9 protein-coding genes are annotated in these 14,302 nt (G+C 50.2%); 5 read left to right on the top strand and 4 right to left on the bottom strand.

Features of this window, described 5'->3' with window-relative positions; translation table 11 throughout:
- The first annotated feature begins 35 nt into the window (after positions 1-35).
- The 3 genes from rcsF (at position 36) to proS (ending at position 3,112) form a co-directional block, all read left to right on the top strand.
- Positions 36-446 (top strand): Rcs stress response system protein RcsF, encoded by a 411-nt coding sequence (gene rcsF, locus ACL2XO_RS06660; protein WP_132923207.1) that lies wholly within the window; start codon positions 36-38, stop codon positions 444-446.
- Positions 443-1,183 (top strand): tRNA (N6-threonylcarbamoyladenosine(37)-N6)-methyltransferase TrmO, encoded by a 741-nt coding sequence (gene tsaA, locus ACL2XO_RS06655; RefSeq protein ID WP_413742430.1) that lies wholly within the window; start codon positions 443-445, stop codon positions 1,181-1,183. Before rcsF ends, tsaA begins: the two co-directional genes overlap by 4 nt.
- A 201-nt stretch (positions 1,184-1,384) precedes the next feature.
- A complete protein-coding gene (gene proS / locus ACL2XO_RS06650) occupies positions 1,385-3,112 on the top strand; it encodes a proline--tRNA ligase (RefSeq protein ID WP_413726707.1) in 1,728 nt (575 codons plus the stop codon).
- Between the two features lie 199 nt (positions 3,113-3,311).
- Here proS and ACL2XO_RS06645 read toward each other — a convergent pair whose 3' ends face one another.
- A complete protein-coding gene (locus ACL2XO_RS06645; RefSeq protein ID WP_413742429.1) occupies positions 3,312-9,161 on the bottom strand; it encodes a hypothetical protein in 5,850 nt (1,949 codons plus the stop codon).
- A gap of 296 nt (positions 9,162-9,457) precedes the next feature.
- Positions 9,458-10,006, bottom strand: a complete 549-nt coding sequence (locus ACL2XO_RS06640) for a YaeQ family protein (RefSeq protein ID WP_413726705.1) — start codon at positions 10,004-10,006, stop codon at positions 9,458-9,460.
- 248 nt (positions 10,007-10,254) lie between these two features.
- Here ACL2XO_RS06640 and rof point away from each other — a divergent pair, with 248 nt between their 5' ends.
- On the top strand, positions 10,255-10,512 hold the full coding sequence (rof, locus tag ACL2XO_RS06635) for a Rho-binding antiterminator (RefSeq protein WP_132923212.1): 258 nt from the start codon (positions 10,255-10,257) through the stop codon (positions 10,510-10,512).
- Between the two features lie 36 nt (positions 10,513-10,548).
- Here rof and tilS read toward each other — a convergent pair whose 3' ends face one another.
- Positions 10,549-12,033: a tRNA lysidine(34) synthetase TilS gene (gene tilS, locus ACL2XO_RS06630; RefSeq protein ID WP_413742428.1), complete on the bottom strand. Its 1,485-nt coding sequence runs from the start codon at positions 12,031-12,033 to the stop codon at positions 10,549-10,551.
- Positions 12,023-12,412 (bottom strand): VOC family protein, encoded by a 390-nt coding sequence (locus ACL2XO_RS06625; protein WP_413726889.1) that lies wholly within the window; start codon positions 12,410-12,412, stop codon positions 12,023-12,025. The genes tilS and ACL2XO_RS06625 overlap by 11 nt, the downstream gene beginning before the upstream one ends.
- Before the next feature lie 566 nt (positions 12,413-12,978).
- On the opposite strand from ACL2XO_RS06625, the gene ACL2XO_RS06620 reads away from it, so the two are divergent.
- A complete protein-coding gene (locus ACL2XO_RS06620; protein WP_413742427.1) occupies positions 12,979-14,298 on the top strand; it encodes an inositol phosphate phosphatase SopB in 1,320 nt (439 codons plus the stop codon).
- Positions 14,299-14,302 lie beyond the last annotated feature (4 nt).

Genomic DNA, 14,302 nt, shown 5'->3' with positions numbered 1-14,302 from the left:
CCAGTTAAATAACAACTCCAATCCGAGGAAAACGTATGCGTGCCTTACCAGGATGTATCTTGGTGCTCTCGCTGACAGGATGTTCATGGATACATTCGCCCGCGTCATCAACCGCAAATCAACATACCGCCATCACGCCGTTTAGTAGTCCCTTGACGAGCCACAAACCCGCAGTGCGCCCGCTGCCGGCAAAATTATACAAATCCGCGGAAGAATTGGTGGGCAAGCCCTTCCGTGATTTAGGGGAAGTCTATGGTTCCACCTGCCAGGTCAATCTGCAGGATCCGCCGCCGAGTATCGCCGCGGCTCGCAAGGACATGCAGGTCCGGGCAGCCCGTATGAAGGGCAACGCCGTGCTGTTGCACCAATGCGAAATGGTCAGGTCGGTGGCCGGATGCTACGCGCAAGCGGTCTGCCAGGGTACGGCGCTTAAAGTGACGCAATGAGCGAGTTCGGCCTTAGCCAAATCGGCGTAATTCGCTCGCATTATAAAGAAAAATTCGCGGTACCCCGGCAGCCGGGTCTGGTGCCGGACGGCACCGGCGAGCTGCATTTACTGGCGCCTTATAATCAGCCGGAAGCGGTACGCGGCCTGGATGCGTTCAGCCATATCTGGTTGCTGTTTATCTTCAACCAAACCATGGGGCAAGGCTGGCATCCCACTGTGCGCCCGCCGCGCCTGGGCGGCAACAGCCGGATCGGCGTCTTCGCGACCCGTTCCACCTTCCGGCCCAATGCCATCGGCATGTCCCTGGTGGCCTTAAACGCCGTGCGCATTTTCAAAACCGAAGTGGTGCTTGAACTGGGCAGCCTGGACCTAGTGGACGGTACCCCGGTAGTGGACATCAAACCCTATTTACCCTACGCGGAGAGCATCCCGTCGGCTCGGGCGGGCTTTGCCCAACAGATTCCCGCCGCTGACATGGGGGTGGACTTTTCCCTCGGCGCGGCCGCACGGATAGAGGCTCTTGTCCCCCGTTATCCGCATTTGCGGCGTTTCATCAGCGATGTACTGGCGCAGGATCCCCGCCCGGCCTATCGTAAAACTCACGGCGGCGAGCAGACCTATGCGGTACGGCTTATGGAATTCAATATCCGCTGGCGCGTCACCGGCAACATCGCCGAGGTCATTGCCATTGAAGATGCCGCCGCCATGAATTCCCCTCCGCCCGCGGTCGGCTGAAGGGTCACTTACGTACGGCGCCACGCTCCTTGGCCGATACCTCAAAGCAAAACAACTTCAATAAAAAATAGACGCTTTTGGTTAATTTTTTGTCCTGTCTCTTTTGACCGCCCGCCGGCACTGGTAAACTAAGCCACTTTTTATATTTCGCTGCCGTGATGCAGCCATGGCGTTTAGCCGTCCTTTTGGAACCTGATTATTATGCGTACTAGCCAATATCTACTCTCCACCCTTAAGGAGACTCCCGCCGACGCTGAAGTCATTAGCCATCAATTGATGCTGCGCGCCGGCATGATCCGCAAGCTGGCCTCGGGCCTTTATACCTGGTTACCCACCGGGCTGCGGGTTTTGCGCAAGGTTGAAAACATTGTGCGCGAGGAGATGGACAGGGCCGGGGCCATTGAGATATCCATGCCGGTGGTCCAGCCGGCGGACCTCTGGCAGGAAAGCGGTCGCTGGATGCAGTACGGCCCCGAGCTGCTGCGCTTCAACGATCGCGGCGAGCGGCCGTTCGTGCTCGGCCCGACCCATGAAGAGGTTATCACCGATCTGGTCCGCAATGAAATCAGCTCCTATAAACAGCTGCCGCTGAACTTTTATCAGATCCAGACCAAATTCCGCGACGAAGTCCGCCCGCGCTTCGGCGTGATGCGCTCACGGGAATTTGTGATGAAGGATGCCTATTCGTTCCATACCACACAGGAATCCCTGCAGGCCACCTATGATGCGATGTATCAAGCCTACAGCGCGATATTCACCCGCATGGGCCTGAACTTCCGCGCGGTACAGGCAGATACCGGTTCCATTGGCGGCAGCGCCTCCCATGAGTTTCAGGTGCTGGCGGACAGCGGCGAGGACGATATCGTCTTTTCCAGCGGTTCTGACTACGCCGCCAATATCGAACTGGCGGAAGCCGTGGCGCCGGCTACCCCTCGTGGCGAAGCCGCCGAGGAATTGCGCCTGGTTGACACGCCCGACGCCAAAACCATCGCACAGCTGGTGGAACAGTTCGCTTTACCCGTGGAAAAAACCGTCAAGACCCTGATTGTCCATGGCCGGGAAGATTCCGGTTATCCACTGGTGGCGCTGCTGGTGCGGGGCGATCATCAGCTCAATGAAATCAAGGCTGAGAAACATCCCCTGGTGGCCAGTCCGCTGGAATTCGCCGCTGAAGAAGAGATCCGCGCCGCCATTGGCGCCGGTCCCGGTTCCCTGGGGCCGGTGAATTTGCCGCTGCCGCTGGTCATCGATCGCAGCGTAGCGGCCATGAGTGATTTCGGCGCCGGCGCCAACATCGACGGCAAGCACTATTTCGGCATCAACTGGCAGCGGGATCTGCCGCTGCCCCAGGTTGCCGATTTGCGGAAAGTGGCGGAGGGAGATGCCAGCCCGGACGGCAAGGGCACGCTGCTCATTAAACGCGGTATTGAAGTTGGGCATATCTTCCAGCTCGGCACCAAGTATTCCGACGCGATGAAAGCCACGGTACAGGGAGAAGACGGACGCAACCAAACGCTAACCATGGGTTGTTACGGTATCGGGGTGACCCGCGTGGTGGCCGCCGCCATTGAGCAAAACCATGATGAGCGCGGTATTTTATGGCCTGAAGCCATTGCGCCGTTTCATGTCGCCATCTTGCCGATGAACATGCATAAATCCTTCCGGGTCAAGGATGCGGCCGAGGGGCTGTACGAGAAGCTGCGCGCCAAAGGCATCGAGGTGCTGCTGGACGACCGCAAGGAACGGCCGGGTGTCATGTTCGCCGATATGGAGCTGATTGGAATTCCGCATACCGTTGTTATCGGCGATCGCAACCTCGACAGCGAAGAGGTTGAATATAAACACCGCGGCGCCGGTGAGAAACAAATGATAAAAATCAGCGACATCGTCGACTATCTGGCAGGCGAAATCAGCAAGGCACAGCGTTAATCCCCTTTGCATTGATCCCGACTACCCGGCCCGTCGCGGCCGGGTATTTTTTTGCAGCCTGGTGGAGTGAGCAATCACTATTTGCCCTAAATCATTCGAGTTGCGGGAGCGCTGCTTGCAGCGGCCCCGAAGGGGCGAGGCCCATGGATGAGCCGAATATTGCCAACACACCTGCCACTTAAAGTATGACGGGTATAAGCTAATCGTTATGAATCAAATTGACCAATATCCAGCTTTTTTGCAGAGCCACGGGATCGCTATAGACAGAGTTTGCTACGTTTGATTTTGTGGGTAGGATATTCTCACTATTTTTGACGCCTACTTTAATGCTTCGGGTATATTTATTAATTTCCCCGGCAATAAAAAAAGCGATTTCCCCGTTATTTGATAAAATTTCCGTGGGAATATTTCTCTGCAGCATGATCAATCTTTCGTCATTTTCCACCAGGGTCATCACCACTCTCGGCATGGACAGCAATGGGGAGGCATTAGCCGGCGGTTGGCCGCTATCACCGAGGCCGGCCGGACGTTCCACGGACAATGTATCTTTCAGCTGCAATGCCAGCCTCCCATCCTGCTCCAAAAGCAAAGAATGGCCCAACCCGATATCTTCCCGGGTATCTGTCTTTCGTCCCCTTCCGCTGAAATGGACATAGTCGGCCGGCCGGCAGGATTCGGGGCTTATCTCAGGGGGGGGCATATCTATCTGCAGGCTGAAATCATTCCTGAACCACGAATTCAGGTAAAAATGAAAATGGGTAAAATCGAATCCCATTCTCAAGATATCCTGCTCCTTCAGGCCGGCCATAACCGGGAAAGAACCCGGCTGTTCACTGAAAAAATTCGCGAGTAAAAGTGGCCATAGTCTTCTATTATTGCATTTGCTACCGACGCGGATCATATATTCCTGCAGATTATCATCATCATTTTTCATGGAAATATAAATATTGCTTCCGCCTAACAAATCATTTTCAACAATCACGGCCGGTAATTGCCGGAATGTCGCCAGCTCGGGTACGATATCTTCCCAATATAGCGGTTGAAGTAAATTTTCACCGTACCTCACCACCGACCCTGAAGACTGATTTTGATATTCGCCGGCCAAAATATAGGCATCCATGGCATTGGTTATATTGCTGTTACCATAAAAAATGGTCAACAAGGCGGCTATCAGCGCTTCTTCCTGACTAACGGGGTTAGCCAGCAAACCGGCCTCGCTCAGTGACTTCTCAGACATCAGGCCGGGATAAAGGCGCATAAGCGTTTCGGCGCTAATCTCCTTGCGCAGAAAATGCAGGACATCAATGACCACCATGGCGAAGGGAATATTTTCACCGATCGCCCTGCCGTGGCGCCTAAACGGCAGATGGCCGAACAGACCTAATACATTTTCAATAAAATTATGAATTCTCCGATGCCAACGTTCATCTTCCCGCAATCTTTCAATGCCGTAACCCACATGCGGCTCAAACATAACCCCCGATCCTCGATTGCGGGATTTACTGTCAGTAACAATACCTTTATAGCTTAAAACGTTGGCGCCCAGGCGATCGGAAATGATTTGAGCGGACGATCGCCTGCCCCCCAACGCTCCGAAGCATGATATAAGTTCGAGACGCTTGAGGGATTGCTCCGGGTACATTGAACGGTGTATGCCAGCAATAATATCCGCAAGTTCTATCGCGTCATAGTGATTGATGCTGGCCAAAGCACCATGTGCCTTGATTTCCATTTGCAGATCATTTAACCCATAACGAACATACTCGATGCGCCCATCCGGACCTAACAAAGCTGAGATTCTCGTTTTTTCTAAATTAACATCACCCACTATGACCTTGAAGACATTTTGATTGTTGAATCTCTTGCCGGCGATAATTTCCCCCATCTCTTGAGAGGAAATTATCATTTGATTTCTATTAATTTCATTATTAATGATATGGTTATTTATTCCTAAAAATTGATTGTCACCAAGGCTGACCATCGTATGAAAATGTTTATCTTCCGTATAAAAAACCACGAGTTTACATTCAGCAATATTTTTCAGCTCAGCATTGTTATCTATATATTTATCGATAATTAAAAATTTATTCAATTTTATTATTGATATCTTCTCGCCATCTAATTTTCCGGTTATCAACATAACCAATCGTTCCAATGCATCAGCCTGCTGAGGGACCAATTGTTGGGCGGCGACTAAAAATTCCAGAGCAAAATGAGTACTGCTTTTCTCACTAATGGTCTCATGAATAGTTTCTGTGGCGATATCCATCAAACATTTCCGTGGTGGTGATGAATGCGGCAAATCACCCTTTTCAATGATGAAAGAAGTAAGTTTATCAAATGAACATAAAACATCATCCCGGAATAATCCTAGCTGTTCTGCGATAAGAATGCGCTTTTCGCTACTCAAGGTCGAATCCAGTAAATTATTGTTCATACCGGCAAACCTGCCGTTACCAAGGCTTATCATCAAATGAAAAACTGAACTGTCATTCAAATTGGTAAAGCGAACCAGTTTGCCCGGTTCCACACATAACATATCGCGAAATGTTCTTATTTGTTTGGGACTGTCTATAACCTCGAGCAACGCTTCCTGCGGATGCTCATGGTAGAAGTTTACTAAATCGTCTTTCCGGCCGGCCGAAATCGTGCCGGTTGCTTTTAATAGCGACATTATGAATTCGTAACTGCTTCTTGATTTCCTATCTTTGATAATACTGTTACGAATTTTCTTCTGCAGCAATAATTGTTGCCCCATGCCTTCATAATATGATAAAAACAATGGAAACGTGACAGGGGCAGACGATTCTTCCAACTCAACAAAACCTGCCGGTGACAGCAATATATGTTCAGAGCTCTCCTTAATATTAAAGTTGTGATAATAATCTCTGGCACTTTGTTCCGTGAGGAAATCCTTATAAGTAATCAAGGCCCTAGATCTTGATTTTTCAAAACACTTCCTCCATCTATCTTCTGTTAAAATCATTACATCCTCAATATCGGGAATATTGATATAACGAATTTTTTCAGCATTGGGTTCTATGATGTACGTTACCTCCGCATGCGTAGCTACCAGAACATAATGTCGGACTGTCTGACTTTCCATAACAGGATCGAAAATAAATAAGGCGCGATAGCGTATATTATAAAATCCATTGTTATAAGCAAAGCGTTCGACCCCGCTAAACATGTTTATTGTATTTCCGTCAAATTTGAATCTATTACAATAACGCCGTAATTTTGTGGCCAGTTCACTTTCATGACGAGTCATATCATCACCGAGAGTTGCCAATGACGCACCATGCAAATCTTCAGCATATAGAGTTGCAGTGCTGCCGTCGTTTAACATAACGCTGTTTTTGTCAAAAATAAAATCATCACTACTGACCACTTGCCACCCTTTATGAGAAGAAAATATTGCTGGCTGAGTCAGGCTTTTTATATCAAATCCCGCAAATCTGTCATTGCCAAGAGAAAGCAGCATCAAGCTTGATTTATTAGTTTCGTTATCAAGCAAAATCAGCTCATAGCCGGCTGGGATAGAGGCCAATGAAGCCTTATCATGTATACTTCTTATTTGACTGAAAATTTCGGCAATAAAAGATTTTTCACTCAATAGCCGGGATTGGTGGGCATCTATACGGCCACAAATCTGCAAAACCTTTGACATTACCCCGACGCTGTTTTGACCCAATATTTCCAGCTGACCGACGTTTTCCTTAATCAGGGCCTCCACCAACATGATTGCCCGCACGCGAGCCCCCCCTTTGACAAAAGCCTTAGCGACACTGTTGGAATCAGATAACGTTAGTACATCTCGCAACTGGGTCGCCGCCTCATGCATTAGCTTGTATCCGTGGTAACCTGAGGCTTTTATTAAACTATAGATATCGGTCGTACCGGACAAGCCGATGATCATGATGCCTAGCATTGCCGATTTCCAAGCCTCCTTGCGTTTTTGCAGGTCCTGCGCGTTAACTGCTTGGTAGAGATATAATGCGCTACCGGTTCCCGTCACGACGTTGCTTAACATCATGGCGGCACAACCTGCGGATGTCCCGCCGGTAAAAAAGAAGGCCAGCAGCGATAAAGCGTTGCCGGAGGCCAGCAAACGCTGTGACGCCTGCTCCGCAGGAACAGATTTTTCGGGACCAGTACTAAAGAGGGGATGATAGCTCAGATGTTCCCCCAGCTTTTCAATCTCAAGAGCTTTTAAATCGGCCCAAAGATCTTTTGCGTCCATTAAGAGGAGCGGAGGTTTTATAGCACATGCCTTCATATCTATTTTCGGTGTCAGGATGACGGATTCCAGCCAGGCCTTATGCTGTAGCGAAAGGTGACCGGCGATAAAATTTTTGAGTGCCGCCGAGGCGTCATCAGGGGTCCAGAGATAAATTGCGCCTGTGGCCAGAGATATCATTAATCCTCCAGTCGGTTGAGTAATAGCGACAATTCCCGGCACCATGAATTGTCCCTCCGGGCTGACAAAACCCACCAATTTTTCTTTAATCGAACCATCCATCCATAATTCAATAATGTTTCTTAATGTGCTATCTGTGTCATTGGTCATAAGACTAAATAACGCAATGGCTAACCGATCTTTTGCCATGGTAATATAAGTGTCGTTAATGTCCTCACTGGTTGAAAAAAAAGTTAACAACCTTTCGATTTCAGCAGTTATGTTGGAGGGTTCGCCATTTACTATAAATTCCAGATAAGATATGAAATCTTTCTTATCAGATTCTTTGATATTAGTTCTGAGTATAGTAAGGTGCGTATATTCTGATTCATTTGGCTTTAATAAAACTTTAAATGGTTCTCGTAAAAGGATTTTCCTGAGCGAATACTCACCATGAGCAATATATTTATGGGGTTCTAATTCCCCAACTTTTTTAGTATAGATAATATCAATAGTTAACAGCTTATCAAGATCTTGTGAGGTTAGGGAGAGGCCGTAATCCCTCTGTATAATATCGCTTAGCATTATATCTATAAAATTAATAGTCAGATTAGCATTTGCAGACAAGTACTCATTGGAAATACCGAAAGTATGCAGCCATCGGTTCCTTTCACTTTTTTTTTGATATCCATCCAATGATGTATCGGTAGATAGCTCACCATCGGGTAATAGATTAGAGGGTTGTAAACGCTCCCGATTTCCGGCTGTTTTGGTGAGCATTTGGTTAATATCATAATATTTTTCAATATTGGTCAATAAATCGACCCAATATTCTCGGAAATGGTTGTCAATGACGCAAGCAGGAAGATTGAATTTCGAAAAATTTTGCACAACCTCTCTTTTCTTCCGCTTGGAATGACGCATTAGCGGTTTGGTTGCCGTCGTCCTTTTGGTCATTATCCAATATCCACCCTCAATCGCGGCCTCCGGACCCAGTGGCTGCTTGCGAAGCGTATGTGCATCAAGGGGGGTATCTTCAAAGGCATAGCCATCATTATTTTTTTCAAGTCCCATCGCCTGTCCGGCATGACTCATCCCCGTGGGAAATATCGACGCTTGGCCGTAAATATCCGGCGACAACCTGATAGAGATAAGGGTCCTTAATAACGCTTCGGAAATATTCATATTACGCGGCGTGGAATAAATCGGCAAACCTATTGAATTATTTCTAACAATAGCATTAATTTTTTTCGCCTTCATATACTCTTCAGGGGGCAATTCGGAAAACCATTTTTTACCGTGCGGCTTCCCATCGCCGCTGCGCATATAATGGATAAACTTCCCCCCGCCGAAAATAGCCGTCAATAAAGAGAATATTTTTACTCCCCATGAGAACCCTCGTGTTCCACCAGAACCAGCGCTCCCCGCGGAAGGCGAGTTATCGAATGAAGTAGTATTTTCACCGGTCCCAGCTGTTGCTTCATTGTCAAAGGGGAGGTCGACAGCAGTGTCATTAGCAATTATTTTGCTATTTGATATATTTTTTATAGAATTTATTTCTTCTAAAAATGGCAACCTAGCATTAATTTCTTTACTATCATTACTTACAGAAATTAATGCAGGTGATTGAGTCTTATCCGCGGTAAGCATAAATATGGCATCCTTATCCAGTATGGTTTTTAATAAACGTTTTCTGAGGAGTAAATACCCCAGGTATTACCCTTTAAAAGAGAATGCCGTTTAATTGTATCTGCTAGCGAACAGTAACTTTTGCCATTGCCGTGCGTCAACGCCACCTTAAGTTAATCAATATTTAATCATATAAGCACTCAGGCATGCGGCATATGCTTAGACCGTCATTGCATCATTAATCCGGCCATGATATGTGCTTGACGCACCGGCCCCGGTCTTGCTGACGATCGGGACTTCGGCGCGATGACCTGTCATTATTCCGCCGCGCTTTTCCAGGTCTGCAACTGGATTTCCAGATTGGTTTGCTGGTCTGAGAGCCACAGCAGCCCGTCTTGCAGCGTTGCCTGGAGGGACATATTGCGTGCCGCCAGCGCTGCCAGCTGTGCCATCTGCCCGTCGTCGACAAACCGTACGCAGAGATTGCCGTGCTGGGACAGGTTGGGTTCCGCCTGCTGCCACCAAACCCGTGCCGCCCGTTCGTTATAGGCATACAACACTACCTGGCGCGCCAGATGGCAGGCTTTGCGCAGCCTTTTTTCATCAGGCAGTCCTAATTCAATCCATAATTCCAGTTCGCCGCTATCGCTACGCAGCCATAACGCCGGTTCATCTTCCGCGCTGAGTCCTTTGGTAAACTCCAGGCGGTCATCGGCATGATAGACCCAGGCCAACAAGCGCAACATCATGCGCTGCGGCGTTTCTGAAGGATGTTGTGCTAAAACAAGGTTAACATCCGAGAAATAATTTCGATCCATATCGGCAATATTAACCGCCGCTTTATGAATGGTTGCTTTTAATGCCATTATATCCTCATGGGGTGAGTCCGGGCCGGCAGTGTAACCGACAATGCGCGGGCATCGCCAGAAAAGCAACAAAAAGGGGCATTCAGCCGCCCCTTTAATCACAGAGTAATGGATGCTCTGTGCTATAGTCTCATAAGGAAAATACTGTTGAACGATGGTGGCGGGATCAGGACCTCTTTAGCAGAGCCCTTGTTCCGCCCTCAGGGAATAGGCGGTACCAGGCCGCCGTAACATGTAGGTGAGCTATTATGTCAACGAATGAAGAATATCAACCCATTAATTGCGATGATTACGATAATCTTGAGCTCGCCTGTCAGCGCCATTGGGTCCTTAGCCTGACGCTTCGGAATGGAGATACCGTGACCGGTGTAGCGCGTGATATGATCTCAAGAAAGCATGTGGAATATCTGGTTATTGATAATGCGGGCACCAGTAACGAACTGCGATTGGATCATATAGCCAGCTTCACTCATCCGGAACTCGGCACGGTGGTGGTAAGCGTTTAACAGCCTTGCGCCATACGTACTATGACGGGCAGTGATTTACTGCCCGTTGCCGTTTTTATCACACAGCCATTCTATATGCCATACCCTTTTGTCATCCTGTGCCTGCCCTTCGCGGGTAGTGAATATGCCCGGCGCGGCAATTAACACCTCATTATAAAACAGCATGGGCGTTCGCTCCCGCAGCCAGGGGGCAATGCCCAGTTCCTGCCACAGCTTTTTGATTTGCCGTCCATGCCGGCGACCGACAATATGCAGCGTGCCGGCGGCGGCAAATCTCACTGTAATCTTTTCATCTTCGCCGGCGGCCCGTACTGCCGCGCCCGACGGGGCCCGCTGCAAACATCCCAGGCCATTGGGCAGCGTCAAGGGGCGGCTGGTTTCCGTCCAGGGGATGATAAGCTCTTTAAGGGAAGGCCAAAGCGGCAAAATATAGAGCCGCCGGCGAAAGCGCCGCACCTGCCGATCCGCCAGCTGGAAGCGGGGCTCCGCGTCCGGCCGGCTTAGCGCCACCTCGGTCCAAAGGCGCTCCAACTGGTCCTTGGCAGGCATCCGCGCCCCGGCGCCGGCCAGCCAGCGGCGCAATAGCGCCCCCCGCCGGGAAGCACTCATGGCCATCATGGGCGCCAGGTCAAGCGAACCGTCGGGGGACGTCAACAGGCCCAGGGTTTCCTGCAGCAATTCATCCAGCAAAGCTTCCTGTTCGGCGCAAAGGCGGGCGCTGCGCGCCACCGCCTGAGTGAAATGCGGCCAGCGCCGGGTCAGCAGGGGCAGGATTTGCCGGCGAAGAAAATTCCTGTCGAAGCGCTCGTCTCGGTTGCTGTCGTCTTCAATCCAGCGCAGCTCACGCTGTAAAGCGTATTCCTGCAACTGTCCCCGGCTCCAGTCCAGCAGGGGCCGCAAAAGCTCATGGCCGTGAAAGGGCGTGGAAGCCGCCATAGCCGACAGTCCTGTCGGACCGCTGCCCCGTTTTAACGCCAACAGGAAGGTCTCGCTTTGGTCATCCAGATGCTGGGCGGTAACCAGTGTCTCTCCAGGTAGCAGCGCCTGCTGCAGCGCCAGATAGCGCGCTTCGCGCGCCGCCCCTTCCAGGCCGGCCGATGCGGGATTGACCAGCACCGGTATGGATTGAAACCCCACGTCGCGGCTATGGCACTGGGCAAGGCAATGGGCGGCCCAGTCATCGGCGTGAACGCTCAGGCCGTGATGAATATAGACTGCGCGAATCGTTAAATCAGGCCATTGCCGCTGCCGCAGAAAGACCAGGGCATCCAATAATACGGTGGAGTCCAAACCTCCGCTAAAGGCCACCAGCAGCTTTCTGCGAGACCCCAGCGTTTCGGCAAGATGCCCGCAAAGCGCCACGGCGGGGTCACAAACCGAAGGGCCGCTGGAGCGTTCATCATCGGCCGGAGCGGAGTCATCATCGGCCGGAGCGGAGTCATCATCGGCCGGTACGAGTCCATCATCGGTCGCAACGGAACCATGAACGGCGGCGAATCGGGTCGAGTGCTCAGGCTTCATAGAGTTCCAGCGGCAATCCATCGGGATCGCTGAAAAAGGTAAACTGTTTTTCCGTCAGGGCATCCCGGCGGATGGGCTCCACCTCCACGCCCGCGTTTGTCAGTGACGTCACGGCAACCGCCAGATTGTCGACGCTGAACGCCAAATGACGCAATCCCAGGGCTTCGGGGCGGCTGAGGCGGTCGGGCGCGTCTGGAAAAGAGAACAGCTCGATGAGATAAACGCCGTTCAGCGCCAGATCGCCTTTCCAAGAAGCACGCTCGGCGCGGTACGTCTCGCTTTGCAGTTGGAAGCCCAAAACATCGCAATAAAAACGCTTACTCACCTCATAATCCGCCGCGATAATGGCGATATGATGAACATTGTTAAGTTTAAGCATCGGCATTTCACTTCCTGATTATTTCAAATAAAATAGCTTATTCAACCCGTAGTTAACCAAGATCGCCAATTCCCTCTTCATATCTCATTATCAGCGTTTCCGCTATCAGGAAGATACATAAAACGCTTATATTCTATATGTTAAATAGTCAATAAAACAAACATGCCTTATTATCCGGGGTAATGACAGTATCTATTTTAATATTTCAACCCTGGGATAATTATGCAGATTCCTCTTCATCCTCTGTACAGACACTTACGATTAGCCTCGGAGCAAAAAACCGGGCAGGCCACGGGTCAGCGCATGACACAAATTATGCGTGGCATTGTACAACGGGTCAATCAGGCCCTACCCTCTGCCCCGGTGAAAATTTCCCCGGTAAAGGGACAGCCCGCCGTCGTACGCGGCCAGATACATTCATTGCAGAAATTGTATCGTCAAGCGGGCTTGCGCGCGCTACGCCAGGGGAGAGGTACGGCACAAGGGGAACAGAGTGAGGCAGCGGTGGATAATGAGGATAATGTTGAATACGATATGGCCCCGGTCGGGAAAAAGACGTTTCAGCCATGCTGGCGTTTAAAAAAGACCAAATTGCCAACTTGGCCGCCTTTGTAAAGAATAAAAACGGTTGTAACGGCAATGAAGCAAAACGAGAGGCTAAAAATCAGTTTGAGCAAAGTATTAAAGAGCTGCTGAATGATGCCTGTTGGAAGACCGTTGAAAACCAGTTCAACTATAAGGATAAAACATTTTTCAGCACCTTGGTTCCCGCCGGACAAATGAAATTGGGCGCCGATGATATTCATGCCGCCGGCTATAACAATAAAGGGATCTGCAGTAAGTCCAGTGACGAAACCGTCCATGCGGTAAACCTGTGGTCCTCGACGTTTTCCGTAGCGCAGGGGGATTCCCGGCACACCCTGTTTGAAGGCATACGCCATGGGGTGCTCAGTCCCTACGGCCTCAAGGCTGATAGCGAAGAACGCAGCCGGGGGGCGCTGGCCAGGGCCCGGGAAGTCGTTGTCGCCGCCCTCTACCAGCAACCGGAAAAAATGAAGCGGGCCCTGGAGGTCAACGAAGTCGAGCTGGCGTTAACCTCCACCAGCTTATTGACCCCCGTTGACATTGGTCCTTTGACGGAAAAGTCCCAATTAAACGATCAGGTAGCGGCATGGGCCGCCATAAGCGCCAAGCCATTGTATTTGAAGATCAGAAATTCCTGCGGTGAGTTAGTGCCGGTCAAGATCACGGTTGACGTGGCCGCGTTTAACTTCGGCGTTAATGAACTGGCATTGGGCTCATTGCAATTGGGGCACGGCATATCTGATAACATTAATCAGGACGCATTGCGTAAATTGCTGGGCAAAAATCTTTCACCGGATGCCGCTCCCGGCGGATGGGTAGGGCAATACCTCGCCAACAATCCGAAAAATGCCGAGCGGGTGTCCATGCTGGCGAAGCAATTAAAAACCATTATTGCAGACAAAGCCCATCATCACGACGGCGGCGAGCCCTATAAGGCCGCGATGCGTATCGGATTGTTGTCTCATGAAATCGGCATTGTACCTTGCTGGAACTGTAAGAGCGGCAAGGATCGCACCGGTATGCTGGACGTGGAAATGAAGCGTGAGGCGGCGGCGGTCTATCTGGGTCTGGCCGGCGGCGCAATCGGGATGTTGGATAAAGAGGGACAGCGCCTGATGCAAACAGTCATACTTAATAGCGGCAATCAGGAAATACAAAAATATAATACCGGGGCCGAGGGAAATAAAACCCTTAAAAACAATAAACTGGTCAATGCGTTTGCCGGCGGCTTAATGCTGCGGGAGCGTCTTGGAAATAATGATATCGCGGATAGAGCTAAAGGCTTATCCGACTATGTATAGGTGG

Origin of the sequence: Sodalis sp. RH15, from assembly GCF_047324255.1 — a bacterium.
Classification (GTDB): Bacteria; Pseudomonadota; Gammaproteobacteria; order Enterobacterales; family Enterobacteriaceae; genus Acerihabitans; species Acerihabitans ligni.
Note: the sequence above shows the minus strand (reverse complement) of the source record. Positions and strands in the feature narration are given on the sequence as shown.